Source organism: Bacillus cereus group sp. MYBK227-1 (assembly GCF_051916325.1).
Lineage (GTDB): Bacteria > Bacillota > Bacilli > Bacillales > Bacillaceae_G > Bacillus_A > Bacillus_A cereus.
In genome coordinates this window covers 150,972-173,980 of sequence record NZ_JBQAGK010000003.1, presented here as the reverse complement: position 1 = coordinate 173,980, position 23,009 = coordinate 150,972, and the positions used below count along the sequence as shown (strand labels likewise).

The following is a 23,009-nucleotide window of genomic DNA, read 5'->3' as shown; positions in this document are numbered from 1 at the left end:
AAAAAAGAAAGGCTCTTCAGCCCTTCTTCCTCTCTACGCGTTATTCTTAATTGTCTCTAACGTCGTTTTATCTGTTGTTCTTACAAGCTTCGTAATTAATTCTTTCGCCGCTGCATAATCATCAACATGTAAAATTGAAGCATGTGTATGAACGTAGCGCGCACAAACACCAATTACTGCTGATGGGATACCAGAGTTACTTGTATGTACACGGCCCGCATCTGTACCACCTTGTGAAATAAAGTATTGGTACGGAATGTTGTTTGTTTCTGCTGTATCTAAAATGAATTCGCGTATTCCTCTATGTGTTACCATCGTGCGATCGTAAATACGAAGAAGAGCACCTTTTCCTAATTGACCGAACTGTGTTTTGTCACCAGATGCATCGTTTGCTGGACTTGCATCAAGCGCATAGAAAATGTCTGGTTGAATCATATTTGCAGCGGTTTGCGCTCCGCGAAGACCTACTTCTTCTTGTACAGTAGCACCAGAATATAATGTATTTGGTAATGTTTCGTCTTTTAATTCTTTTAACAATTCGATTGCAAGACCACATCCGTAACGGTTGTCCCAAGCTTTCGCCATAATTTTCTTCTCATTTGCCATCGGTGTAAACGGGCAGATCGGCACGATTTGTTGTCCTGGTTTTACACCAATTTCAATCGCATCTTCATAACTATCTGCACCTATATCAATTAACATATTTTTTATATCCATCGGTTTTGCACGTTGCGCGTCACTTAATAAATGAGGAGGAATAGAACCAACAACCCCAATAACAGGACCATTCTTCGTCATAACTTGTACACGCTGTGCTAATAAAACTTGGCTCCACCAGCCGCCTAACGTTTGAAAACGAAGCATTCCGTTTTTCGTAATTTGCGTAACCATGAAACCTACTTCATCCATATGACCTGCTACAAGAACACGTGGGCCAGTTTCGTCCCCTTTTTTCAGACCAAATACGCTACCTAAACCGTCTTGTACAATTTCATCCGCATATTTGCTTAATTCTTGTTTCATAAAACGGCGTACATCATGTTCAAAACCTGATGCACCTTGTAATTCTGTTAACGTACGAAATAATTGTAATGTCTCTTTATTCACGAAGTCCCCTTCTTTCAAACCTTAGTAGAATACCTCTTTTATTGTAACGAAATTTTCGAAATGTTTCTAGTTTCTTCTTTTTTAGCTGTATTTGCTTTATAATTATTATCGGTACACTATTTTTATTTTATAGAATTGAGGTGAATATATGAGCTGGAAAGGTTTAGTAGCAGGTCTTGGCGTTGGGTTCGCAGCTGGTTATCTCGTTGCAAACAAAGTACAAGAACAATCCCATATTTCTTCAGAAAAAGCATTGAAAATGGTGAAACAAGCATTAAGTCATAAAGGTGAAATTACTGGCTCTTGGGTACATATGGTTCCAGAGACATTTGAAAAATATGATGTCGCATATGAAGTTTATCGCGGCGGTCTTACAACGATGTTAAATGATATACAAGAACGATTTGAATTTTTAGTTGATGCTAAAACAGGTACTGTTTTAGAGGTTATAGCAGCATAAAACGGAGGGTTCCCATTAGGTGAACCTCTTATTTTTTTGAAATTGCGGGTATTGATTAAAATTATATCAGCGATTTTTTAAATATATCGACTTACCGACAAAACCCGACAATAAAAAAGAAGCTGCTCCAATAAATATGATGGAACAACCTCCTATTTTTATGCTTCTATACTCGTTTTCCGTTCTATTTTTTCTACGATATGACCTTCCTCATTCCACTTCACAGCTCGATAATATGCGTCATGGTAAAACGTAAACCATGCCTCTTTTTCAGCACCATACTTCATCCACTTTTGCTTATTTTCAATCGAGGTCATCGGATAATCATCGTATGCCATTACCCATAATACATTTTGATGCGCGTGCGTCGGCAAGAGATCTGCTAAATGTAGCATCGTTTCCCCTTGACTCTCCAAAATGATGACTGCATGTCCATCACTATGCCCACCCGTATGTGCCATCTTGATTTCATCTGTAATTTCTATTTCTTGCTGGAACGTAACAACTTGATCTACAATTGGCTCCCAATTTTCCTTCCAATATGTATTACGTGATCTAATATTTGGACTTCTCATTTCATTCCATTCTGTTTCACTTACGTAAACTTTCGCATTTGGAAATGCCGGTACAAGGTGATCATCTTCCCATTTTGTTAGACCAGATGCATGATCAAAATGAAGATGTGTCATCAAGACGTAGTCGATATCTTCAGGCTTTAATCCTAATTTTTCTAATGATTCATAAACCGATGATTCTTCTGTTACACCTTGATTGCGTTTCATCTTCTCATTCAACTTACCGTTTCCTATCCCGGAATCAATGAGCATATTTCCATCTTTTGTTTGCAAAAGTAACGGATCTGTTCGTAAATAAATATGATTTGTATCATTATGTTTATATTTACGTGACCAAAGTACTTTCGGCACGACTCCAAACATTGCTCCTCCATCTAAATGTGTATTCCCGCCTTTTAACCACGTTACTTTTATATCTCCAATTTGTAACTGTTCCATTACACATCCCCCTTTTTAATTAATCTTAGCATAAAATTCTGATTATTTTAGGTGTAAAAAAACCTACGCATTACTGCATAGGCTCTGTACGATATTTTGCTTCAACTCGGTAAATACGATGACCTTTACTAGAGAATTTCTCTTCGTATTCAGTCATGATGTTACCTTCAAAGTCGCTGTTATGAAGATCTAAGCTTAAGTACGTTAGTAACATACCATACTCAGCCATACTCATAAGAGAATATTCAAATAAACCTTGGTTATCTGTTTTGAAATGAATTTCTCCGCCTTCTACTAACACTTCTTCGTAATTACGTAAAAATGTTTTATACGTTAAACGACGCTTCGTATGACGTTTCTTTGGCCATGGATCTGAGAAGTTTAAATAAACGCGATCAATTTCACCTTTCGCAAAGAAAACTGTTAAATCTTCAGCATCTTTATTAATTAACTTTAAGTTTGGTAATTCTTCTTCAATTAATTTATCAAGTGCATCTACAACAACACTTGTGAATTTTTCAATTCCAATATAATTAATATGTGGATTCGCTTTCGCCATATCATACATGAAGCGGCCACGACCTGTACCTACTTCAATGTGAATTGGTTGTTCGTTTCCAAATACTTCTTTCCAGCTACCAGCGCGCTCCTCTGGGTTTCCGATTACGATATGTGAATATTCATTAATTCGATCCATTGCATACGGTTTATGTCTTAAACGCATAGATGTTTCCCTCTCTTTACATAGCTATTTTAAAGGAATAATTCCTTCTTTCTTTTCTAATCAATCTACCAAACAAAAAACCAAGTACGTACGAGCACTCGGTCCGTTTCTTTCAAGTATAAGATGTACCATTTTGATAAAAACTACATACAGCATTAAACATTCCATGACGAAACAGCTTTTTCTCTTACATTTGAAGAGAAAAACAATCGAAAGGATGATCCGTTCATGCCAATTAATCAACAACATCAATTAGAAGTGCTGAAAGATATTTTAGTCAACCACCAAAGTGATTGCTGCGGGACAGTTTCAGAATGCGAGCAATTAGAGCGCCTCATTCAATCGTTACTCGCAAACGATAATATAAGTAGTGACGCTAAAACAATGCTAAACGATGTATATTCTTATAGTCAATCGGGTAAATCTTCCTCTAATTTGGACAACCATATTTCCAATAATCAAGAACAACTTACTCAGTGGATTGCTGGAATGGACAATTTTTCTTAAGTATCATTCTGAAGCAAGTAGTTGCTGTAAATATTGATGCCAATATTCAGCTTCTGCTTGCTGTTTTTTTGTTGTATGCCATTGAATAGACAAAATCGTTTGTGCTATCACATACCATCTCATACGCCTAAGCAGCGATTCATCCATTTCAATATCATAGTAACCGAGCCACTCACTCCATTCCTGGCGCGGAATGTACCAATATAATAACATACCGAGGTCTAGAGCTGGGTCAGCAATTACAGCTCCATCCCAATCAATTAAAAACAATTCATCTTCATCCGACAATAGCCAGTTGTTATGATTTACATCACAATGGCATACAACGAATTCATTGTATTCAATAGCTTTTAATGAATCCATTAAATATTGAAGGCCTTGCTGAATTGTTTCATCATCCCTTATATCTCCTCTTAAAACGAGTTGCAGTTGTTGTAATAACTCTTGTGCGTGAAGCGGCTGCTTCCCAAGTCTTTGAATCATCTGTACAAGCGCTTTAGAGGAGTGTATTTTCTTCAAAAGTTTCGCAACACGTTCTAGTTTCATATCCTCTGGCTCTAGCTTCTGTCCCGGAAGCCATTTTTGAGCAGAAATTACATCACCATTCGTTACCCTTCTTGTCCAAAGTAATTTTGGAACAATTCCTTCTGCTGACAATACCGCTAAAAAGGGCGATGTATTCCGCTTTAAAAATAACTTCTGTTGTCCGTTTTGCGCAATATATGCATCGCCCGTTACTCCACCAGCCGGTACAAGACTCCACTCTTTTCCTAATAATTGTTCCAACCATTCCATATTCATTACCCGTTAACAAATCCTTATCTTTTATAGTTATGAAAAGAAAAACCGCAACATTTCTACACATGTTGTGGATTCATATATTTTACTGTAAATGAAAAGAAAAATTAGCCTAAGCCAAAAATCCTCTATTTTATTTTACAAAACCTGTCATAGAATGACAACTTATCAAAATCGTCACCTTTGTCAATTCTACATTTATTACATTCTCATCGTCAAGTAGCGATTTGTCACATTATCGTCAATATATACGTGCTAATTGGAGCGAGCTTAAGTTCCTTTCCTCTAAATGAAGAAATTGGCTCTATTTTCGCTTCGTTTTCGTTTACTAACACATGCCACGTTGCTTCTTTCGGAAGTTGCACAGTTTTAGCTTCTAAACCGCTATTAAATAAGACGATAATCTCTTTCCATGGCCCAAACGTTTCTACATGCTCTAGGTGATATGCAAGTACTTCTGTAGATGTTTGTAAAAAAGTCATATGTTTTTTTATAAGGTCTGCGCTTTGTAATCGGAATGCCCCATGCTCTTTACGAATCGCAATTAAACCTTTTATATAGTTAACAGTCTCTATCTCTTTCTCTTTTTGATCCCAATCTAATTGATTGATCTCATCATTTGCATTATAACTATTTTCATTTCCTTTCTTCGTACGATAAAACTCTTGCCCTGCGTGTAAGAAAGGGATGCCTTGTGAAAGAATAACCATTGCGCTCGCTAACAGGTGACGTTTTTTCAAAATCGTTTCTGATTCTTCATTACTGCGCACTAGTTTATCCCACATCGTCATATTATCATGACATTCTACATAGTTAATGCTTTGCGCTGGCTCTAGAAACAGCCCTGTTTCTTTCATACTTAAAAGACTTCCTGCTGCAATATACTGCAAATGATTACAGTCTACATGCCCACCAAATGCAAAACCACGCTTATTTATATGAAATGTACTCCCTTTTATCCCATCACGAAATTGATCATTAAACTGCGCGATATGTGGCATTTTCTTCGCATTATTTAACGTTGCTTTTTCTTTGGCAGGAAGCGGTGTTTGTAAATCCCATCCTTCTCCTAATAACAAAGCATCTCGTTTTATGTTTCGCACTTCTTTTTCTATCATATTCATTGTATCAACATCTAAAATTCCCATTAAGTCGAATCGGAATCCATCGACATTGTATTCAGTAAGCCAATATAAAATAGACTCTACAATGAATTTCCTCATCATTTTCCGTTCAGACGCTATATCATTTCCGACTCCCGTCCCATTAGAAGGCATACCATCTTCACCATGACGAAAATAGTATCCTGGAACAAGCTTTTCAAATGATGATAGCTCTCTTTCATAAACATGATTATAGACAACATCTATAATCACCCTAATACCTTGTTCATGAAATGTTTCAATTAGTTGTTTGCACTCAACTATCCTGTTATACGGATCAGAGGGGTTTGTAGCATAATATCCTGTTGGTGCATTGTAATATAATGGATTATATCCCCAATTATAGGCGGACGAAGGATTCGCCTCATCTACACCACCGAAACAATATAAAGGTAATAGTTCAACATGTGTAACACCTAAATCTTTTATATGAGACAACCCTGTTAATGTCCCATTCCGTCCTGTTGTTCCCTCTTCCATCAATCCTTTATATGTTCCCTTTTGAATTACTCCACTATTTGGATGTATAGTCGCATCACGAATATGCAGTTCATACAATATGGCATCTGTCATTGATTGTAATGTTGGTAATCCCTCTCGTCTTGTTACATTGGTTTTTTCTAAATTGATAACAACACCATGTTTTCCATTTACCGTCACCGACTTTGCATAAGGATCCACAGCTTCGTTCCATATTAAATTAATACAAACAAGAAATGTATAGCGTGCTCCGTCTAAATCACCTTGTAATGTTTGAATCCAAACTCCGTTTTCTCCCCTGTACATTTCATGATCGGTATATTCTTTATCGCTCTTATAAATTCTTACTTTCGCAAGCCTTGCAGTTGGGGCCCATACTTTAAATGTCGTTTCTTCTTTTTGATAAACAGCACCTAAATCTGTACCTTCGTAATAATACTTTTCATCGAAACTTTTTGTTCGAATAACAGCACCTATTTGTAAATCAGTTTCTTCATTCCGTTCATCTCGTACTGTATAATACTTCCCCACATCTAGCGGCTCTTCTATAAAGCACTCATACTTCGTTGCATCTGGAAGCGCAATAGTATGAGCAATCGGTAAATCTTTCACATTACTTCCTTCTTGCAAACGAAATGTCCGACTTGTTCCATACGCATGTGGGAGCAAAATTGTAATTTTATTCATTTCATCTAAATAGGCATCAAATGGACGTTTTACTTTCAACATAAAAAAATCACCATCATTCTCAAAGTTAAAATAAAGTGAAACTTTAATGAGCGAGAAAATTTCTCCATCCTCACTTATTATTAGCCTTCACCAATTAGGCGAGATAAAATGAGCTGCAAATGATAAGGCTTTTCTTATCAACAAGACTCTATACAGTAACTCCATTCTTCTCTATAGTATATTCACCTGCATAAAAAACGTTTTCAACATTCTATTTTTGTAATTTTATTTCAGCAATCGATTTATACTTCGGGGTTTCTTTCACGTGGGATTCGTATAAAGTAATTGTATCTGCTTGAAATGATATTTCAGGCACTTCTTTTATACTTTCTAAACGAAACTTTTCTTCTCCTATCCATTTACGAGCAACGGTAATATGCGGGTGATATGGGCGTGTTTCTAGAGAAAATCCATTTTCTTCACAAATGGCATGTATTTGCTTTTGCAACTGAAACAAATCGTGATTCTCACTTACCTTCGCCCAAAAAATACGAGGCTGATCTTCCCTACCAAACGTTGAAAAACCTTGTAATGTGAACGATAGTTCTTTTGTTTCTGCAATTGTTTTTAATCCATTCTTTATTCCCTCTAATTGTTCCCCCGTTGCACTCCCTAAAAATGAAAGGGTAATATGATAGTCTTCTTTATGTACCCATGAACGAAATTGTAATTCCTCTTGCATATCCTCTTTATAGTTAGACAGCATTTCTTTTATATGATTCGGTAACGTAATTGCGACAAAATAATGCAGTTCCATGTACATCTTCTCCTTCTTTTCTATTGTTGCTTTTCTTTCTTATCTCATTCAGGTAAAAAGAAGCCGCTCTCCAAAATAGAGAGCGGACATTATTTATATATCCATTACTTCGCTAATTCATGAATTGCTTGCGCGTAAATTGCTGTTGCTTTCAATAAGTCTTCAATTTCGATATACTCATCTTTTTGATGCGCAAGTTCTTCTTTTCCAGGGAATAGCGGGCCAAATGCCACACCAGCTTTTAATGAACGAGCATAAGTACCGCCGCCGATTGCTAATAGTTCTGCTTTTTCACCTGTTTGTTCTTCATACACACGTTGTAACGTACGGATTAATACGTGATCTTTATCGACGTGATGTGGGCGAGAATTAGAATAGTCAGCCACTTCAAAACCATGCGTACCAACATATTCTTTCAACTTCACAATTGTTTCTTCAAAGTTAGTTGTAACTGGGTAACGTACGTTTAGCCCTAAGTTACCACCGTTTTCTTTCGTATAAGAAATGCGACCGACATTCACTGTTAACGGACCGCTAATTTCATCTTTGTAAGCAATAGTAGCTTTTTCACCAAAAATATCACCAGTAAATGTTTCTGTTGCAAATGTCGCAAATGCAGTTGCTTTTCCATCAAGTGAAACTGTAGTTAAGAAGTTTGCTAATAATAAACCTGCATTTTCTCCTTTTTCAGGAGTAGATCCGTGCGCTGAAATTCCTTCTATTTGCAACGTCACTGTATTTCCTTCTATAGTCGATTTCCCTATTTTTTTAGCAGTTTGTAAATACTCTTCATATGCTACTGTAAGTGCATTTACATCTTCTCCTGTGATAACTGCTTCTGCAAAATCAGGAACCATATTTAAACGGCGCCCTGAATCAAATGAAACAAGTTCATATGTACCTTTTTTCTCTTCACTACCATTTTGCACAACTTGTATATCAGAAATTCCTTTTTCTGCATTAATAATTGGAAAGTCTGCATCCGGTGCAAAACCAATTGTTGGCATTTCTTCATTTTTAAAGTAGTGATCTACACATTTCCAATTGCTTTCCTCATCTGTTCCTATAATCATACGAACACGTTTTGAAAGAGGTAAGCCTAATTCTTTCACAATTTTCATTGCATAATATGCTGCCATCGTTGGGCCTTTATCGTCAATTGCACCACGTGCAAAAATCTTTCCATCGCGAATATTCGCACTATATGCGGGAGTCGTCCAGCCATCTCCTTCTGGTACAACGTCAACGTGACAAAGAATACCTACTAATTCTTCTCCTTGTCCCATTTCAAGATGACCTGCATATCCTTCTAAATTTTTAGAAGCAAAACCTTCAGCTTCTCCTTTATGTAACATGAAAGATAGAGCTTTTTCTACACCTTCACCGAATGGTGCGCCCTCTTTCGCAGATTCTTCTTCCCATACACTTTTAATTTGTAAAAATTGTTGTGTATCACGAATTAAATCATCTTTTCGTTTTGCAACTTCTTCTGTCCAATTAATCGCTGACATCACGCATCCATCCTTCACTATATTGTTTCTTTCATCATAACAAACAGAAATCTCTTATGCCATACACGAAAACTAAATACCGAACAATTGTAATATTTCAGATATTTCTTATTAGTTTTTCTTTTGTTTTTCCAAAAAATTTGCAGGAATTTGGCGTTTTACGTAGAATTTTATGTGTTAGTTGACTGACCATATATACAATGTCAACTACCAATATTTTTCTATATGAATATTTGTTAAATTTCTGTAAAATTTAAGTAGATTAAAGCATGAATTTTATCATGTAGAGTACAATGGTAGTAACGACCTTCTTTCCTGAATGGGGTCAAAAAAACTAGTAGAGGAGTGGTTTTCTCTTGAAACCTACAACTACTCGTATGCTAACACGCATTAAATCAATTTATATGTACATCAATGAAAACGGAACGGTAACGACGAAAGACCTTGTAGATGAGTTCGGGATCACACCGCGAACGATACAACGTGATCTAAATGTGTTGCAGTTTAATGAACTCGTGTATAGCCCTTGCCGCGGTAAGTGGACAACAACAGGAAAGAAAGTGAGAATGACCTCATAACGAAAAATAATTGTATGGTAAATAAATACATACCCCTTTCTAATAATTAGAAAGGGGTCTTTTCTGCGCCTATAAAGGTACTACTTTTCAGTATCTACTTGATATGTTTTTAACATTTCTACTTCTTCATCTGTTAGCTCTCGGTATTGTCCAAGTTCTAGTTCTTCATCTAATACTAACGGACCCATCTCTGTTCTCTTTAGGTAGACTACTTTTTTTCCTACCGCTTCAAACATACGCTTCACTTGATGGAATTTCCCTTCCGTAATCACAAGCTCAATTTCAGAAATATCATCGCTTTTCAATATTGTAAGTGCACCTGGCTTTGTTTCATAGCCATCGTCTAAAATAACACCTTTAGCAAATTCTTTTACATCCTCTTCTGTTACTACTCCTGCAACGTGTGCATAATATTTTTTCGGCACATGCTTTTTCGGAGATAATAATTGATGTGATAACTTCCCATCATTTGTTATCAATAAGAAGCCTTCCGTATCGATATCAAGTCGTCCAACTGGGAACGGATCAAAGATTGCATCTTCTAATTCTAATAAATCTATTACTGTTTCATGATTATCATCTTCCGTCGCTGAAATAACACCTTGTGGTTTATGCATCATTAAGTAAACAAATTCTTTGTATTCCACAACTTCACCGTGAATCATAACTTCTTGCTCTTCTACATTTACATGAACTTTCGCATCTTTTACTGGCGTTCCATCAATTTTCACAACGCCATCTTTCAATAATTTCTTTACTTCTTTTCTACTTCCATATCCCATATTTGCTAATAATTTATCTAATCTCACGTTTTTCACCTTCTTTATTTATCATAGAAAAGGGGACGTAATTACGCCCCTCTTGATTTCAACTTTATTTTAAATCTACTACCAAGTTTACGTTGAATTTTATCTAATGCTTCTCCACCAAATACTCTTTCAAGTACTCCTGTGCGAATTGCTAACAATCCGTAAACAAGACCGCCAATACCTGCACAAATCGCAACTGTTATAAGAGCACCAATACGGCCATCAGGCGAAATCATGAAGGATAGAATCCATTGTGATAGTTTTACAGCAACGACCATTATAAGTGTCAGTACTGCAATTTGGAATGTTCTTTTATATACAACACCGAATGAATAGTGTGCGTATTTTTTAATTTGTTGATTTGTGTACCAAACAGAAGCTAAGAAACCAACTGCTGTCGCTAGAATTGCTCCTACTGTACCGAAATAACGAATAAAGATTACGTTACATACAAATTTCAAAATAACGCCCATTATAAGCGCAATAATCGCATGCTTCTGCTGGTTAATACCTTGCAGGATTGCTGCTGTTACTGTAAATAAAGCGAATAACAACGCAACTGGTGCATACCACATTAATACTTGTCCACCTAGTGGATCTGAATCGTAAAACGCAGTATAAATTGGATATGCAAGTGAAGAAATACCGACAACTGCTGGCAATGTTAAAAACATATTTGCCTGGAATGTTTGTGTAATTTGTAATTTCAAATAGCGGTATTGTTTTTCAGTAAATGATTTTGTGATTGCTGGTACAAGCGTTAAACTAAACGCTGTTGCAAGTGATACAGGAATCATAATTAACTTATGCGTCCACATTGTGAAAATACCGAGAGCTCGCTCTGCGATATCACCTTGACCAATCGCCTGCATAATTGAGTTAAATGTCAATGTATCAATTTGTTGATATAAAGGAATTGTTAACCCAATTACAACGTAAGGAATCGCATATGCAAATAACTCTTTAAACAATTGAACGGTGCTTACTGTTGATTCTGGTACAGTTTGTTCAATTAAATATTGATCCAAATATTTTTTACGTTTTAGCCAGTACCAAATTAACACACCGAGTGCTCCAACCGCTGAAACGAACGCAGCAAATGTCGCTACTCCAACTGCTGTTGCAACTGTACCGCCAAGTACTTTAATAACGATAAAACTACCTGCTAATAAAAAGACGATACGAATAATTTGTTCAATAATTTGTGAAACGGTAGTTGGTCCCATAGACTGGTGACCTTGGAAATAACCACGAATTAAACTCGCTGCTGGTACAACAATAAGCGCGAAGCTTACAAGACGAATGATCGTCGTAACTTCTCCTACATTATTGTGTATACTTTGTTTACCAAGCATCGCTTCTGCAAACAATGGCGCCGTCATGTACAGTACTAGGAACGAAAGAACTCCTGTTACTATCATCATAACCATTCCCGAGCGGAACATTCTCCGGCTCGTTTTATAATCGCCAAGCGCATTATATTTGGAAACAAATTTTGAAACAGCAAGTGGCACACCTGCCGTTGCGATACTTAAAAAGATTGTATATGGAATGTATCCATATGTATAGAGCGTTCCGCCTTCTGTTCCTACTAATGCATGAAACGGAAAGACGTAAATCATGCCTAAGAACTTTACTAAAAATGTCCCTAGCGTAACAATAAGCGTTCCGCGCAGAAATTTCGAATCGGACATACAAAAATCCTCCTACATCTACATAAAGTGAAACTATAATTAGTTGGAGACTTCTCTCCTACTCCTTATTAGTTGAACCATTCGAGCATTTACAGGCTAACAGACTCCCTATTTACTTCTCCTAAATCTTGAGGTTTTAGTCTTATCGCCTACAAATGGCAGGATAGTGCTGAACTCTAACTTTTGTATTGTACCACAATTCTCTCATTAAGCAGTACTTCACTCTATTTTTCTTTTAAGGGAAAACATGCTATTCTTTTAGGCAGGAAATGTAGAAAATGAGGTCGATATATTATGCATTATGATGTTATTGTCATCGGCGGCGGTCCTTCTGGGCTAATGGCTGCAATTGGTGCTGCAGAAGAAGGCGCAAATGTCTTACTTCTTGATAAAGGAAATAAACTTGGGCGTAAACTTGCAATTTCTGGTGGCGGACGCTGTAACGTAACGAACCGTCTACCACTTGATGAAATTGTTAAACATATACCAGGAAACGGTCGCTTCTTATACAGCGCTTTTTCTATTTTTAATAATGAAGATATTATTACATTCTTCGAAAATCTCGGTGTTAAATTGAAAGAAGAAGACCACGGTCGCATGTTCCCTGTGTCAAACAAAGCACAATCTGTTGTAGACGCACTTTTAACACGATTAAAAGACTTAGGTGTAAAAATTCGTACAAATACGCCTGTTGAAACAATTGAATATGAAAATGGTCAAACAAAAGCAGTTATACTGCAAACAGGCGAAGTGTTAGAAACAAATCACGTCGTTATCGCTGTTGGCGGAAAATCAGTTCCTCAAACTGGATCTACTGGAGACGGATATGCTTGGGCTGAAAAAGCGGGTCATACAATCACAGAATTATTCCCAACAGAAGTACCTATCCTTTCAAACGAGCCGTTTATACGTGACCGCTCATTACAAGGTCTTGCTTTACGTGATATAAACTTAAGTGTATTAAATCCGAAAGGAAAAGCTATCATTTCTCACAAAATGGACATGCTCTTCACTCATTTCGGCCTATCTGGACCTGCTGCTCTTCGCTGTAGCCAATTCGTCGTGAAAGCACTGAAAAAGTTTAAAACGAATACAATACAAATGAGTATTGATGCATTGCCAGAGGAACATAGTGAACAACTATTTCAGCGCATGCTGAAACAAATGAAAGAAGATCCGAAAAAAGGAATTAAAAACGTTTTAAAAGGTTATGTTCCTGAACGTTACTTCCTATTCTTATTAGAAAAAAATGAAATTGACGGCAGCGAACAAGCTGGACAAGTTTCTCACGAAAAGATTCGTGCACTTGTGAAAGACTTTAAAGAGTTTACTGTGAATGTAAATGGTACGCAGTCAATTGAAAAAGCATTCGTTACTGGCGGCGGTGTATCCGTGAAAGAAATTAATCCGAAAGAAATGTCTTCTAAATTTACGAACGGCTTATATTTCTGCGGAGAAGTTCTTGATATTCATGGTTATACTGGTGGCTATAATATTACATCAGCCCTTGTTACTGGTAGAATTGCCGGAACGACAGCTGGAGAAAACGCGAAAATGCAGTATTAAAAAAAGAAACAGGGATTCCTGTTTCTTTTTTTATAGGTACATGAAATTATATGAGCGATTCCACAAATATATCAGCGATTCCGCAACTTATATCGGCTATTTTCCAAATTTATCAGCGATTCTGCAACTTATATCGACTTACCGACAAGAAACGACAAATATAGGCTCCACTTAACTTCCCATTGCTTTTTTGTTGCTTTATATACCTTAGTACCTTTATATTTTATATTGTTGAATATTTAAAAAAGGGTAAGGGGAAAACAAATGAGAAAAAAAGTCATGATGTCTTTAATGTTAATGACGTTTCTTTCTGCGGTAGAAGGAACGATTGTTAGTACAGCAATCCCTCGTATAACGAGTGATTTGTCAGGCGTCGAACTTGTTAGTTGGGTATATGCAATTTATATGCTTGCAACAGCTGTTTCGACTCCAATATACGGAAAGCTCGCTGATTTATTTGGCCGTAAAAAAGTTTTACTGATCGGAGCTACAATCTTTTTAGTCGGTTCTGCACTTTGCGGAGTCGTTACATCGATGGAACAATTAATCTTCTTCCGCGCGCTTCAAGGTATCGGTGCTGGTGCTGTTATGCCAATCACAATGACGATTATTGGAGACTTATATAGCGAAGCGAAAGACCGCGCGAAAGCACAAGGTTGGATGAGTGCCGTTTGGGGTGTATCCGGTGTTATCGGACCGTTAGTAGGTGGATTTTTAGTTGATTCCCTTTCTTGGCGTTATATTTTCTTCCTAAACGTTCCATTCGGAATTATCGCTTGCTTAATGATTGCAATTTACTACAAAGAATCTATTAAACCTGCTAAGCATCATATCGATTATCTTGGTGCAACAGTCTTCTCATTAAGTACAATCGCTCTACTATATGCATTATTAACAGGTAGCAGTAAGCAAAACTGGGGAGACATGACAATTATCGGCCTATTAATCTTTGCCGCTATTTCATTTATTATTTTCTTATTCATCGAGAAGAAATCTCCGGAACCATTAATTCCGCTAGCACTTTTCTCTAACCGTACATTATCTACGATAAATATATTAACTCTTATTGCTGGCGCAATGATTATTAGTATTACAATGTACCTTCCAATTTGGAGCCAAGGTGTATTAGGGAAAAACGCTACAGAAGCTGGACTTATTTTAATGCCAATTCCTGTTATGTGGACATTTGGCGCTATTTTCTCTGGTAACTTAGTAGGCAAATTAAAAACGAAACAAATCATTTTACTTGGAGCTAGCATTTTATCAGTCGCTACGTTCTTATTATTTACACTATCAACAAATTCACCATCGTTCCTTATTTATGTAGCAGTCGGATTATTCGGCTTAGGAATGGGGCTTGTGACACCGATTTACATGGTAACAATTCAAGCAGCTGTACCAGCTCATACACGCGGAACAGCTGTTGGTTTAAACACATTTATTAATACATTTAGTCAAACGTTAGGTGCTGCAATATTCGGTACAATCTTCAATACGATGATTCACGCACGTGGTATTAAAAACCTTGATCTTGTATCTGGCGGACACGGCAGTACTACAGCAAACGTAGTAACCGAATCGCAATCTGCATTAGCATCAAGCGTACACGTCATTTATATGAGCACTTTCGTATTAGCAGTATTTACATTAATTATCGCTTGGCTCTTATTAAAGCCAGCTACACAAACAAGTGAGCAACAATAAAAGGATGACCATTTTGGTCATCCTTTTTATTCTTCATTCTCCACAATATGTTTCAGCATGGATAATTTATTATCCCAAAAACGTTCATAATACGAGAGCCATTGTTGTAATTCTTCTAATGGTTCTGGATGCAAACGATATATCTTCTCTCTTCCGCTTTTTCTTCCACTTACTAAATTCGCTTCTGAAAGAATATGAAGGTGCTTTACAACCGCAGTACGACTCATCGGAAAATGATCCGTTATTTTGGAAATCGGTAACTCTTTGTCACTTAATAACCGTATTACTTCTCGGCGGGTTGGATCAGCAATTGCTTGAAATACATCATATTTCGCTGCTGACGAGGACACTTAGCCTTCGACAACCTTTTTCAGTTTTTCATTTACAATCGCTACCCAACCACCGCTCATTCTATCGCGAATAATAGAGCTCTTCGCATTTGCTTTCGGAAGAATTTCATCAGGATGTTTCCAGCCGCCGTGAATTAACATAAATTCTGTTTTGTTATCTCCTAAGTCTTTCAAATCAAATGAAACAACCCAGCCATCTGTATCCCATGAGAAAGATAAATGGTTTGGTTCATCAATTTCTAATACTTTACATGGTGATGGCCCAAATGGTGATTGCACATGAAATTCATGTCCTACCTCTAATACAAAATCATTTGGCATAAACCATGACGCAATCCCTTCTGCAGTTGATACTACACTCCATACCTTTTGAATAGACGCGTTAAAAACGATTGTTTGTTTAATATCATTTAATGTATCTTGTTGTTCCATTTTCATTCTCCTTTACTCGGCGTTACAACATAACACCTTTTGGTTATACTTTGATAATATAACACCTTTTAGTTTCATGTCAACGCTAATTCTTTTACTGTTGAGAAATTCTCAACATTTTTTCAACAGGACAAACACCCTCTTAGCATTTCCTCATAATATACTCACAAAGGCAATACAAAATAAAAACTTCTCTCAACATGAAACTCCATCATTCATATTGAAAGAAGCGCCTTACTTATATCATGCGTACTTCGTCTCTCCTCCTTCCCTCAAGGGACAATACGCGAGATATGACAAATCAGAAGGAATATGCCCACCATTTGAGTAGGTAGTTATTTCTCTTCTCCTCAACATTTCCTTAGGAGCGAAATGACTACCGACTCACTTTTTTCAAACAAAATAAAAAGGGGTTGAACGCTATGTTCTATTGCATTAACTGCTCTGATATTCACCATGAAAAACATCCAAATGATAAAGTATTCAAAAACGGTTTTTATATTGATCCATTTTTAGGTGATCGTTATCACCTTGGTATGTGTAAAGATGCCCAAAACCATGAAACAGGGGAGCCTCTTTTAACGACAAAGAAATTAGGCACAACCCAATCTATTATGAACGTATTACCGACACATGTTGTCCCAACATAAAACATAAAAGAGAGCTGGGTGAGCCAGCTCTTTTTTATGCTTTATAAACGATCATTGCTGAAAAACAATAAATTTGGTTTTCATCGTCGTTAATAGAAACACCAACTTGATACTTAATATCTACAAAGTTGCTATCATCAATCTTTTTCAAAAACACATTCACAGCGTCTTCTAAGTCTTTTTCGTGACTTTCATCAAATACTTTCACACGAATCATGTTAACACCGTCCTAGATCGCAGCCCTCGGCCGCTTGATTATTGCCACGGTGCGTATCTATGATGCGATAAAACTTTCCATTCTCATATATATATCCGTCTTCTAACACATATTCTTTATCTTCAGTATAGACATAAAACTTACCTATCATAAATTTACTCGTATATAATTCCAAATAATTTTGTCTAAATTTAGCTACAACTTTATTTGTAATATCAATTTTTATTGTGCGCCCCACCTTCTCTCCCTCCTTTGCAAAGAACGGATTTAGGTATATTGTATTAGCGCTTTTACATTTTATGCTTAAAAATAAGTGGATATGCCTTCTTTCTTCACCTGTACTATTTTTCTAAAAAAATCACGATAAATAAGGTCCAAAAAAAAAAACATAAAAAAGCACTTCATCTTATTGACTCGAATATAAATATTATGTTATTATATAAAATTTGACATTTTTAAATACGTATGCTATCATTAAAAGTGGTTACCACATATGGAGGTGGATGATTTGTTTCAAATTGGTGATAAAATCGTTTATCCAATGCACGGTGCAGGAATCATCGAAGCAATTGAAGAGAAAGAAATATTAGGTACTTCACGTCAATATTGTGTGATACGCATCATTAGTAAAGATATGCAAGTAATGCTTCCGATGGATCAATTAAAAAAATCAGGTATTCGTTATATCGTTGATCGAGGTACGTTAGATGATATACTTCTTGAATTTCAAAACGGGGAGTCAGACACATCACTCTCATGGAAACAAAGATATACAATGAATATGGAAAAAATGAAAAACGGCAATTTACAAGATAGCGCAGAAGTTGTTCGGGATTTACTTCGCCGCAATAAAGAGAGAACTTTAAATGCGAGTGAAAAACAAATGCTAGATAACGCCCGAAAAATGATGATCAGTGAAGTTGCACTCGTACAAAATGTTTCTGAACATCAAGCAACAGAATTTCTTCAAGATACAATTAATCACTAAATTTAAAATAGCTGGCCGCTATTTTTTTTTGTAAAAAAAGGACGAAGAGTTTTATCTCTTCGTCCTTTTTTATTACCCACGCCCAGCTTGAAACGATGGATATAACGTCATTCCACCATCTGCAAATAGCGTAATGCCCGTTACATAACTCGCCTCTGAAGAAGCGAGCCAAGTTGCTACTGCTGCAATTTCTTCAGGGTTTCCAATATAGCCCATCGGTATCATACTTTCTACGTCAGCACGTTTTTTAGGATCAGCAAACTTTTCTGCATTAATCGGCGTATTAATTGCACCTGGTCCAATATTATTTACTCGAATACCTTTTGGCGCATATTCTAGCGCTAACGTTTCTGTCATCAGTTTAATACCACCCTTACTCGCTGCATAGTGCACAAATAGTGGCCACGGAATTTTCTCATGAACACTAGACATATTAATGACAGAACCTTTAATATCATGTTCTACAAAATATTTAATCGCTTCACGACTTCCTAAAAAAGCACCTGTTAAATTTGTATTAATTACCCTATTCCAATCTTCAAGCGGCATTTCATGCGACGGTACCGCGTTTTCTATCCCTGCATTATTAATCATAACGTCAAGCGTACCAAACTCTTTCACAGCAGATTGAATGAGATTCACAACATCTGATTCGACGGTTACATCACCTTTTACAGCAATCGCTTCGCCGCCTACTTTTTTAATTTCTTCTAACACATCATTCGCTTCTGATTCTCGTGAGCGATAATTAATAACCACTTTCGCTTTTTCCTTAGCAAACCTCACTCCCATCGCTCTTCCAAGACCAGTTGCTGATCCTGTAATAACGACAACTTTCCCTGCTAAATCACTATACATTTCCATACCTCCTTTAACTTTTGGCTATACCTAACATAATTCCGGCTGCGATAATAAAAACGATACCGACAACGATACCCGTTAATTGACGTTTCGTTTTCTTTTCCCCTAATATAAGGATCCCACCAAGCGTGGAAATAATAATTCCCATTTGCGATAGCGAGAAACTTGTTGCGACTCCAACACGCGGCTGCGAAATGAATAAAAACATATTTCCAGCTGCCCAAATTAATCCTGGAATAATATTTCGGATTGCATATTTATTAAATGGATGATGTTTAAAGGTAAGCAAAATCCCACCTAACACCATACCAACTGCTTGTGGCAACAAAGCTGACCAACCATCTACGTTAAATAGTCTAATCACTACTACGTAAACTAAATAGCCGACTGTTGAAATTAATAAAATTACGATACCTCTTTTAAAGTTTGCTGCTTGCTCTGCATTCTTTTCTTCTTCACTTTGAAGCGATGTTAAAATAACACCGATAATAATACAAACGAGCGCTAAAATCCCAAGGACGACCGATATTGTCGTGGACCATTCATGAAATACGATAACGCCAAATAAAGTCGTCGCGACTAATTGAAGTCCTGTTGAAATTGGCATCGTCCTCGAAACACCCATTAAATCAATACTTTTCAATTGATTTGCCTGACCAAGCGCCCAAAATAAACCTGACACAACTCCAACTCCGATAACGGTAGGTGTTAATACTGGCTTCATAAAAATATAAACAACAATTGAGAAAATAAGTGCTCCAAACGTTGTTCCGAGCGTTTGACTATACGGTCCCCCGCCCAGTTTTACGTTAAATAGCACAATACTTCCCCAAAATATAGCTGGTAAAATCGCTAAAAATATATCCATCACTCATTACCTTTCTTTACTAAATGCATAGGTTATCACTCTAAGTCATTAGAGTGAGCTTTTATTTTTTCTTTTTCCCGTTCACAAACTTTTTCTGCAATAGCGTCAGAAACATTCTTTTCTCGCTCCACTTTCTTTATCTTTACGTGATCTAAATGGTCTTCCAAAGTAAGCGTAACTTTATCGTTCGGGGGATTATGCGCTCCTTGAAATGTAAGAAATTGTAGCTTCACTTCATACCTAGGAACAAATTCATCTTTCTTGCCGAGACGCTTTATATTTATAACTGAAGCACATTCATATTGATCTTCTGTCACTTGTCTAATAACTGAATAGTACCTATTTGATAATGCACTCTCTAAAAGCTGTTCTCTTGATTCTTTCGCGAAAGAATCACTTGGAGAAGAGAAAAAAGACGCACATAGCATTGTCATAACTACACATATTTTTTTCATAATTCCCTCCTTGTTCTATAGATTAGTGTTCTCAAAACTGCCATAAAAAAACGACTTTCCCTATATAGGAAAGTCGTTTTAATGAATCCAATATTAACCACCGCTCACTGGTGGGATTAGTGCAACAACATCACCAGATTGGACCCTGTCATCTTCATTTGCATATTCTTCATTAATCGCAACCATAATTGGCTCTGAAACTGGTACATTATATTCGTTCGCAACAACATCTTTTAACTGTGCAACCGTAATATTTTCTTTCTCTATTTGTAATTCACTTGTCCCTGCTTCTTCTTGCAAGTGCGCAAATAACAATACTCGAATCATACTTATAGCTCCTTCCCAGGCTCTCCCGCCGGATATGGTGTTTTTTCTAATTGATCACCAATCCATGAGTCACCATCTTCCCAAAACTCCTTTTTCCAAATCGGAACAATTTGTTTTATGCGTTCCATAATATATTCGTTCGCTTCATAAGCCGCTTTACGGTGTGGTGTTGAAACAGCAACAACAACCGCTATATCAGAAATTTGCAACGTACCGATGCGATGTGTAATCGCAACGTGTGTACCTGGCCATTTCTCTTTCACTTCTAATCCGATTTTCTCTAGCATCTTTTCTGCCATCGTTTTATAAGCGACATATTCTAAGTATAATGTACGACGCCCTTTCGTAAACTCTCTAACCGTTCCAATAAATGTTGTAACAGCACCGCATTCACGTCGAATTACTTTCTTCGTTACCTCTTCAATCGAGATTTCTGTATCAATTACTTCATAATATGTATTTGTCATTTCGCACTCCTAACCGTTTGTAAAAACCAGTCTATGTACAACTCTTCTTCTGTTATATGAAATACTTTATATTCTTCTCGTATATTTACTGGGACATCATACCACGTAATAACCGCCACTATATTTTCTACTTTATGTAAAAGCTCAGCATCTTCCGCAGAACGAAGTAACACTACTTTCGGGTAGTTCTCTTTTTTATAGCCCTCTATTAAAATTGTATCCACTTTAAAAAACTCATATAAGCGAATAATTTCTTGCAAGGACCATTTCTTTCTTAGTGAAGAAAGTGAAAGTAATCCAGCACCTTCTACACTACTTACGACAGCACCAGCTTTACGGTGTCTTTCGCTATCTTTTTGCGCTACTTCTGGAAAACCTCCGTGCCCGTGATGTTTAATTGTAGCAACTTTCATTTCGCTTTCGGCTAATGCATGCACAATTTTCTCTACAAGTGTCGTTTTGCCGCTATTTTGATACCCTACTATTTGTAAGATTGAAGGGGCTTCGCCCATGGCCACTCACATCCCTCAGAGTGCTCTAACAATAATACGGATACTTTCATTCCGGTCTCAAATCCTCTCGTTCCTCCGGGTAACACGATAAAAGCATTCGCATCTGCAAGTGAAGATACCGCACTCGATTTATCTAAACCAACCGGCATCGCTTGTAACGCCCCATCCACAATTGTTACGTTCGCTCTTACGAAACGAGTAAATGGATTTGGCTTCGGAAAATCTTTTTGTAAAATAGCATCCGCTCTATATACGTGAGGTTCCTTCGTATACAAATACGTTTTTATAGTTGGATGCACAAATAATTCAAAGCCTACATAACAAGCAGACGGATTTCCTGATAAACCAAAGAGTAACTTTCCATCAACTTCAGCTACTGTCGTTACACTTCCGGGCCTCATGGCTATCTTATTAAAGAGTACATTTGCCTGTAATCTTTCATAAATAGCTGGTAAGTAGTCATAATCTCCTACTGATACACCGCCTGTTGTAATTAAAATGTCGACCTCATTCATCGCTGATTGAACAGCTGTAAAACATGCATCTAACTCATCCGCGAGTTGACCATAATAACGAACTTTCCCGCCAGCTTTCATAATTTGAGCTGCGATCATATACGAGTTACTATTTCTAATTTTCCCCGGTTCTAACGGCTCATGTACTTCTAATAATTCACTTCCTGTCGTTACAATACCGACAACAGGCTGTTTTACAACTTTCACCGTGCTATATCCAAACGTTGCTAGTAAGGCCGCAACACCTGGATTAATTGCAACACCTTTCTTAACGAGAACTTGATTTTGTTTTATATCTTCTCCTTTAAACGACACATTGTCACCGTTATTAAAAGGGCGTTTTAACTTCATATATGTTTTCCCGTTCTTCTCAAACCCTTCTGTCAGCTCTAGCATTACGACTGCATTGCAATCTTCTGGAATAGCTGCTCCTGTCATAATGCGAATTGCTTCAAAAGCTCCTACTTCCTCTAAAAAAACGGAACCCGCCCCGATTTCTCCTATTACTTCAAATTCAACTGGATTCTCTTGAGTTGCTTCTTTCGTATCTTCTGCTCGAATGGCGAAACCATCGTAAGGGGAACGATCAAAATGAGGAACGTCATGATCTGAGACAACATCTTCCCCGAGAATTCTCCCGTAACTTTCCGTAATAGAAATTTCTTCTACTTCACCATGCTTCGCATATTTCATTACCCGTTCTACTGCCTCAGCAACTTGAATTGGAATTCGTTTTTCTACCATCGTTTCTCACCTCATATTTGCAA

At 37.0% G+C, this 23,009-nt stretch carries 27 protein-coding genes; 7 read left to right on the top strand and 20 right to left on the bottom strand.

Going from position 1 to position 23,009, the window contains the following annotated elements:
• Positions 1–33: 33 nt before the first annotated feature.
• Positions 34–1,107: a M42 family metallopeptidase gene (locus tag ACTFRM_RS14140; RefSeq protein ID WP_001031514.1), complete on the bottom strand. Its 1,074-nt coding sequence runs from the start codon at positions 1,105–1,107 to the stop codon at positions 34–36.
• A gap of 148 nt (positions 1,108–1,255) precedes the next feature.
• Between ACTFRM_RS14140 and ACTFRM_RS14135 the strand changes: the two genes are divergently transcribed.
• Positions 1,256–1,567 (top strand): PepSY domain-containing protein, encoded by a 312-nt coding sequence (locus ACTFRM_RS14135; protein ID WP_000118543.1) that lies wholly within the window; start codon positions 1,256–1,258, stop codon positions 1,565–1,567.
• A 158-nt stretch (positions 1,568–1,725) separates the two neighbouring features.
• Here the strand turns inward: ACTFRM_RS14135 and ACTFRM_RS14130 are convergent, their stop codons facing one another.
• Both ACTFRM_RS14130 and trmB read right to left on the bottom strand, forming a co-directional pair.
• A complete protein-coding gene (locus ACTFRM_RS14130) occupies positions 1,726–2,580 on the bottom strand; it encodes a YtnP family quorum-quenching lactonase (protein ID WP_000436852.1) in 855 nt (284 codons plus the stop codon).
• Positions 2,581–2,650: 70 nt separating this feature from the next.
• Positions 2,651–3,304: a tRNA (guanosine(46)-N7)-methyltransferase TrmB gene (trmB, locus tag ACTFRM_RS14125; RefSeq protein ID WP_001239385.1), complete on the bottom strand. Its 654-nt coding sequence runs from the start codon at positions 3,302–3,304 to the stop codon at positions 2,651–2,653.
• A 228-nt stretch (positions 3,305–3,532) separates the two neighbouring features.
• Between trmB and ACTFRM_RS14120 the strand changes: the two genes are divergently transcribed.
• The gene (locus ACTFRM_RS14120; RefSeq protein ID WP_001122235.1) at positions 3,533–3,811 is read left to right on the top strand and encodes a YtzH-like family protein; all 279 of its coding nucleotides are present in this window, start codon (positions 3,533–3,535) and stop codon (positions 3,809–3,811) included.
• A 3-nt stretch (positions 3,812–3,814) separates the two neighbouring features.
• Here the strand turns inward: ACTFRM_RS14120 and ACTFRM_RS14115 are convergent, their stop codons facing one another.
• From ACTFRM_RS14115 to pepV, 4 genes are all read right to left on the bottom strand, one after another.
• Positions 3,815–4,612, bottom strand: coding sequence for a phosphotransferase family protein (locus ACTFRM_RS14115; protein ID WP_001986674.1), 798 nt, complete (start codon positions 4,610–4,612; stop codon positions 3,815–3,817).
• A gap of 227 nt (positions 4,613–4,839) precedes the next feature.
• The gene (pulA, locus tag ACTFRM_RS14110; RefSeq protein WP_000921751.1) at positions 4,840–6,981 is read right to left on the bottom strand and encodes a type I pullulanase; all 2,142 of its coding nucleotides are present in this window, start codon (positions 6,979–6,981) and stop codon (positions 4,840–4,842) included.
• Positions 6,982–7,192: 211 nt separating this feature from the next.
• Complete coding sequence (gene thpR, locus ACTFRM_RS14105; RefSeq protein ID WP_000418986.1) at positions 7,193–7,738, bottom strand: RNA 2',3'-cyclic phosphodiesterase; 546 nt, start codon at positions 7,736–7,738, stop codon at positions 7,193–7,195.
• A gap of 104 nt (positions 7,739–7,842) precedes the next feature.
• Complete coding sequence (gene pepV, locus ACTFRM_RS14100) at positions 7,843–9,249, bottom strand: dipeptidase PepV (RefSeq protein ID WP_017656274.1); 1,407 nt, start codon at positions 9,247–9,249, stop codon at positions 7,843–7,845.
• Between the two features lie 356 nt (positions 9,250–9,605).
• On the opposite strand from pepV, the gene ACTFRM_RS14095 reads away from it, so the two are divergent.
• On the top strand, positions 9,606–9,827 hold the full coding sequence (locus ACTFRM_RS14095; RefSeq protein ID WP_000805512.1) for a DeoR family transcriptional regulator: 222 nt from the start codon (positions 9,606–9,608) through the stop codon (positions 9,825–9,827).
• An 80-nt stretch (positions 9,828–9,907) separates the two neighbouring features.
• Here the strand turns inward: ACTFRM_RS14095 and ACTFRM_RS14090 are convergent, their stop codons facing one another.
• Positions 9,908–10,636 carry a pseudouridine synthase gene (locus tag ACTFRM_RS14090; protein ID WP_001234947.1) on the bottom strand — a complete coding sequence of 243 codons (729 nt, stop codon included), beginning with the start codon at positions 10,634–10,636 and terminating at the stop codon, positions 9,908–9,910.
• 41 nt (positions 10,637–10,677) lie between these two features.
• Positions 10,678–12,330 (bottom strand): putative polysaccharide biosynthesis protein, encoded by a 1,653-nt coding sequence (locus ACTFRM_RS14085; protein ID WP_001284028.1) that lies wholly within the window; start codon positions 12,328–12,330, stop codon positions 10,678–10,680.
• Positions 12,331–12,624: 294 nt separating this feature from the next.
• Here ACTFRM_RS14085 and ACTFRM_RS14080 point away from each other — a divergent pair, with 294 nt between their 5' ends.
• Both ACTFRM_RS14080 and ACTFRM_RS14075 read left to right on the top strand, forming a co-directional pair.
• On the top strand, positions 12,625–13,896 hold the full coding sequence (locus ACTFRM_RS14080; protein WP_440043416.1) for an NAD(P)/FAD-dependent oxidoreductase: 1,272 nt from the start codon (positions 12,625–12,627) through the stop codon (positions 13,894–13,896).
• Between the two features lie 264 nt (positions 13,897–14,160).
• A complete protein-coding gene (locus ACTFRM_RS14075; protein ID WP_322372331.1) occupies positions 14,161–15,600 on the top strand; it encodes an MDR family MFS transporter in 1,440 nt (479 codons plus the stop codon).
• 26 nt (positions 15,601–15,626) lie between these two features.
• Here ACTFRM_RS14075 and ACTFRM_RS14070 read toward each other — a convergent pair whose 3' ends face one another.
• Together ACTFRM_RS14070 and ACTFRM_RS14065 are read right to left on the bottom strand one after the other, a co-directional pair.
• The gene (locus tag ACTFRM_RS14070) at positions 15,627–15,950 is read right to left on the bottom strand and encodes an ArsR/SmtB family transcription factor (protein ID WP_000098837.1); all 324 of its coding nucleotides are present in this window, start codon (positions 15,948–15,950) and stop codon (positions 15,627–15,629) included.
• Complete coding sequence (locus tag ACTFRM_RS14065) at positions 15,951–16,382, bottom strand: SRPBCC family protein (RefSeq protein ID WP_322372330.1); 432 nt, start codon at positions 16,380–16,382, stop codon at positions 15,951–15,953.
• Positions 16,383–16,804: 422 nt separating this feature from the next.
• On the opposite strand from ACTFRM_RS14065, the gene ACTFRM_RS14060 reads away from it, so the two are divergent.
• Positions 16,805–17,032: a DUF3973 domain-containing protein gene (locus ACTFRM_RS14060; protein WP_000498989.1), complete on the top strand. Its 228-nt coding sequence runs from the start codon at positions 16,805–16,807 to the stop codon at positions 17,030–17,032.
• A 34-nt stretch (positions 17,033–17,066) separates the two neighbouring features.
• Here ACTFRM_RS14060 and ACTFRM_RS14055 read toward each other — a convergent pair whose 3' ends face one another.
• On the bottom strand, positions 17,067–17,249 hold the full coding sequence (locus tag ACTFRM_RS14055) for a sporulation protein Cse60 (protein ID WP_000621751.1): 183 nt from the start codon (positions 17,247–17,249) through the stop codon (positions 17,067–17,069).
• A 1-nt stretch (position 17,250) separates the two neighbouring features.
• Positions 17,251–17,487 carry a DUF2553 family protein gene (locus tag ACTFRM_RS14050; RefSeq protein WP_000533806.1) on the bottom strand — a complete coding sequence of 79 codons (237 nt, stop codon included), beginning with the start codon at positions 17,485–17,487 and terminating at the stop codon, positions 17,251–17,253.
• A 255-nt stretch (positions 17,488–17,742) separates the two neighbouring features.
• Here ACTFRM_RS14050 and ACTFRM_RS14045 point away from each other — a divergent pair, with 255 nt between their 5' ends.
• Entirely contained in the window at positions 17,743–18,237 is a 495-nt protein-coding gene (locus ACTFRM_RS14045) for a CarD family transcriptional regulator (protein WP_000451445.1), read from the top strand.
• A gap of 72 nt (positions 18,238–18,309) precedes the next feature.
• Here the strand turns inward: ACTFRM_RS14045 and ACTFRM_RS14040 are convergent, their stop codons facing one another.
• From ACTFRM_RS14040 to ACTFRM_RS14010, 7 genes are all read right to left on the bottom strand, one after another.
• On the bottom strand, positions 18,310–19,095 hold the full coding sequence (locus ACTFRM_RS14040) for a glucose 1-dehydrogenase (protein WP_000286674.1): 786 nt from the start codon (positions 19,093–19,095) through the stop codon (positions 18,310–18,312).
• Between the two features lie 13 nt (positions 19,096–19,108).
• Entirely contained in the window at positions 19,109–19,966 is an 858-nt protein-coding gene (glcU, locus tag ACTFRM_RS14035; RefSeq protein ID WP_000350861.1) for a glucose uptake protein GlcU, read from the bottom strand.
• A 35-nt stretch (positions 19,967–20,001) separates the two neighbouring features.
• Positions 20,002–20,421 (bottom strand): DUF3888 domain-containing protein, encoded by a 420-nt coding sequence (locus ACTFRM_RS14030; protein ID WP_000717684.1) that lies wholly within the window; start codon positions 20,419–20,421, stop codon positions 20,002–20,004.
• Between the two features lie 93 nt (positions 20,422–20,514).
• Positions 20,515–20,748 carry a molybdopterin converting factor subunit 1 gene (moaD, locus tag ACTFRM_RS14025; protein WP_000621778.1) on the bottom strand — a complete coding sequence of 78 codons (234 nt, stop codon included), beginning with the start codon at positions 20,746–20,748 and terminating at the stop codon, positions 20,515–20,517.
• Between the two features lie 2 nt (positions 20,749–20,750).
• Positions 20,751–21,215, bottom strand: coding sequence for a molybdopterin synthase catalytic subunit MoaE (gene moaE, locus ACTFRM_RS14020; RefSeq protein WP_000185942.1), 465 nt, complete (start codon positions 21,213–21,215; stop codon positions 20,751–20,753).
• The gene (mobB, locus tag ACTFRM_RS14015) at positions 21,212–21,727 is read right to left on the bottom strand and encodes a molybdopterin-guanine dinucleotide biosynthesis protein B (RefSeq protein ID WP_000503325.1); all 516 of its coding nucleotides are present in this window, start codon (positions 21,725–21,727) and stop codon (positions 21,212–21,214) included. Before mobB ends, moaE begins: the two co-directional genes overlap by 4 nt.
• On the bottom strand, positions 21,697–22,986 hold the full coding sequence (locus ACTFRM_RS14010) for a molybdopterin molybdotransferase MoeA (RefSeq protein ID WP_440043414.1): 1,290 nt from the start codon (positions 22,984–22,986) through the stop codon (positions 21,697–21,699). The genes mobB and ACTFRM_RS14010 overlap by 31 nt, the downstream gene beginning before the upstream one ends.
• Between the last annotated feature and the right edge of the window lie 23 nt (positions 22,987–23,009).